Consider the following 2,736-nt stretch of genomic DNA (forward strand, 5'->3'; position numbering starts at 1 on the left):
AGCAACTACGCCATCCGCAAACTCGGCGGTCGCCGTTGGCAAAGCCTGCATCGCGCGATCTACCCCATCGCCGTACTCGGCTGCGTGCATTTCTGGTGGCTGGTGAAAAAGGACGTGACCGAGCCACTGATCTACAGCCTGATCCTGGCGGCGCTGCTCGGGGTGCGTGCCTGGTGGCGGGAGCAGGAGCGACGCAAGCAATTGGCCGGCGGCTACCTGCCAAAACCGCGCTTTGAAGGCAAGGTGATCAAGATATTCGCGAAGTGAGGTCAAGCCAGAAAAACCGCCACACCGCAAACGCGCAGTTCATGAAGATGAGTTGCGCGTTTTGTTTTCATGGGAAAGTGGCCACGCCCGCAGAAAATCCCCAATGCCATAAAATTGCGGCCGCAAACAATCAGAGCAGCCGGTTTATCCAACATTCCCCATGCGCTACCAAGGCAAACTCACCCAATGGAACGACGACAAGGGCTTTGGCTTCATCACTCCGAATGACGGTGGCCAGCGGGTTTTCGTTCATATCAAGTCTTTTCAGCCCCGACAGAAACGGCCCACCGAATATGCACTGCTGACCTATGAATTACAGCTCGGCACGGATGGCCGGACCCGAGCAGAGAACGTCGCCTTCGCCGGAGCCGCCAGGCCCACCGCAGCCGCGCCGCAGGGCGACAGCGCACTGCCGATGGTGTTGCTCGGGACCTTCGTCGCGGTTCTTATCGCCGCCGGCTTGCGCGGCGCGTTACCCCTCGCGGTACTCGGCGTTTACGCCGCAGCGAGTCTTATTGCCTTCCTCATGTATCTCTGGGACAAGATTTCCGCCGAGAACGGCAGACGGCGGACGCCGGAGAACACCCTGCACCTGTTTGCACTGATCGGCGGCTGGCCGGGGGCTCTGATCGCACAACGCAAGTTCCGCCACAAGACCCGCAAAGCGTCGTTCCGGCGGGTGTTCTGGATGACGGTGGCGCTCAACTGCGCGGTGCTCGGATTGATTGCCCGGGCGGGCCTGCGCACCGTCATCGGCGGAGCCTGATACCGGCGACCGGCCGCTCAGGCCTGGGGACGGATCGCCGACTTCGGGCGGAAAGCCTTGACTACCGCCTCGTTGGTTTCCACATACGGCCCGCCGATAAGGTCGATGCAGTAGGGCACTGCGGCGAAGATGCCGGGCACCTTCTGCTTGCCGTCGGCGTCCTTCAAGCCTTCGAGGGTTTCGGCGATGGCTTTGGGCTGACCTGGGAGATTGAGGATCAGCGAGCGGCCGCGAATCGCACCCACCTGCCGCGACAGGATCGCCGTCGGGACGAAGGCCAGACTGATCTGACGCATCTGCTCGCCGAAACCGGGCATCACCTTATGGGCCACCGCCAGCGTGGCTTCCGGCGTCACGTCGCGGGGCGCCGGGCCGGTGCCGCCGGTGGTGAGCACCAGATGGCAGCCGGCGACGTCGCACAATTCGATCAGGGTCGCCTCGATGCTGGCCTGATCGTCGGGGATCAGCCGGGTCTCCATCGTCCACGACGACGCCAAAGCCCGACCGAACCATTCCTGCAAGGCCGGAATGCCCTTGTCTTCATAGACGCCGCTGGAAGCGCGGTCGCTGATGGAAACGAGGCCGATCTTCAAGGGATGGCTCATGCTTCTTCCTCGATGCCGTCGTCGAAACCTTCTGCCTCGTCGTCGACGCCGCCGGTTTCCAATTCGCGCAAGACACGGAACAACTCACGGAACGCACGCGGCGGCTTGCCGGCTTCTTTTTCCTTGATCGCGTTGCGGCGCAGCACGCGGATCTGCTGCAAATCGGCGCCGGGATAGGCTTCGGCGATATCGTGCAGCGCCTTTTCGTCTTCGATCAAACGTGCGCGCAGGTTTTCGAGGCGATGCATGCGCGCCGTTTCCACGGCCGAGACGCCCTTGAAGGCATCCAGCGCCGCGCGGATCGGCTCGGGATCGACGTTGCGCATGAGCCTGCCGATATATTGCAACTGGCGCCGACGGGCCTCGTGAGCCGTGAAGCGTTGATAGTCCTTGACGGCATCGCGCAGATCTTCGTCGATCGGAACGCGAGCCAGCCGCTCCTTGCCAAGTTCGGCCAGTTCGCGGCCAAGATCCTGCAGTGCGGCGCTGTCGCGCTTCAACTGCGACTTGCTCGGGCCGTCGTATTCTTCGTCTGGGTTGTGTTTGTGCTTGGCCATCTGGGCGCGTGAAGTGCTCTGTAAGGGTAAGATTATAGCCTTTAGCCTCCGCCCCAACCCCTAAAGCCATGGCCGACAATCGTTTCAGCTTCAGTCAGGACAAGCTCAAGACCATCGCCGAAGACATTCTCAAGTTCGCCCGCAAGCGCGGCGCAAGCGCCTGCGAGGTGGATGTCTCCGAGGGCTTCGGCCAGTCCGTCACCGTTCGTCGCGACGAGGTGGACACCATCGAATACAACCGCGACAAAGGCGTCGGCGTCACCATCTACGACGGCCAGAAACGCGGTTACGCCAGCACCTCCGACTTTTCGAAAGACGCCCTGAAGGCCACCGTCGACGCGGCCGTCTCCATCGCCCGCTTCACCGCCCCCGACCCGGCTGCCGGCCTGCCGGACGAAGCGCTGCTGGCAAAGGAGTCGCCGGATTTCGATCTCTACCACCCGTGGAAGATCCCCGTCGAGGAAGCCATCGAGATCGCTCGCCGCTGCGAGCGGGCGGCTTTCGCGGTAAGCCCCGAGATCAGCAACTCGGAAGGGGCCAG

General features: G+C 62.6%; 4 protein-coding genes and 1 pseudogene. 3 read left to right on the plus strand and 2 right to left on the minus strand.

What is annotated here, in order from left to right; genetic code table 11:
- Positions 1-267: pseudogene (locus tag Q1M07_RS09165) on the plus strand (sulfoxide reductase heme-binding subunit YedZ); the annotation flags it as partial.
- Between the two features lie 160 nt (positions 268-427).
- A complete protein-coding gene (locus Q1M07_RS09170; RefSeq protein ID WP_300453224.1) occupies positions 428-1,033 on the plus strand; it encodes a cold shock and DUF1294 domain-containing protein in 606 nt (201 codons plus the stop codon).
- Positions 1,034-1,050: 17 nt separating this feature from the next.
- On the opposite strand, the gene mog is transcribed toward Q1M07_RS09170, so the two are convergent.
- Positions 1,051-1,638, minus strand: a complete 588-nt coding sequence (mog, locus tag Q1M07_RS09175) for a molybdopterin adenylyltransferase (RefSeq protein ID WP_300453225.1) — start codon at positions 1,636-1,638, stop codon at positions 1,051-1,053.
- The gene (yjgA, locus tag Q1M07_RS09180; protein WP_300453227.1) at positions 1,635-2,195 is read right to left on the minus strand and encodes a ribosome biogenesis factor YjgA; all 561 of its coding nucleotides are present in this window, start codon (positions 2,193-2,195) and stop codon (positions 1,635-1,637) included. The genes mog and yjgA overlap by 4 nt, the downstream gene beginning before the upstream one ends.
- A 68-nt stretch (positions 2,196-2,263) precedes the next feature.
- Here yjgA and Q1M07_RS09185 point away from each other — a divergent pair.
- A partial coding sequence (locus tag Q1M07_RS09185) for a DNA gyrase modulator (RefSeq protein ID WP_300453229.1) occupies positions 2,264-2,736 on the plus strand: 473 nt, incomplete at its 3' end.

This window comes from Accumulibacter sp. (genome assembly GCF_029255285.1).
Taxonomy (GTDB): domain Bacteria; phylum Pseudomonadota; class Gammaproteobacteria; order Burkholderiales; family Rhodocyclaceae; genus Accumulibacter.

Excerpts from the sequence above, each read along its gene's own strand:
- Q1M07_RS09170 (WP_300453224.1), top strand. The coding sequence starts at position 428 with ATGCGCTACCAAGGCAAACTCACCCAATGGAACGACGACAAGGGCTTT.
- mog (WP_300453225.1), bottom strand. The coding sequence starts at position 1,638 with ATGAGCCATCCCTTGAAGATCGGCCTCGTTTCCATCAGCGACCGCGCT.
- yjgA (WP_300453227.1), bottom strand. The coding sequence starts at position 2,195 with ATGGCCAAGCACAAACACAACCCAGACGAAGAATACGACGGCCCGAGC.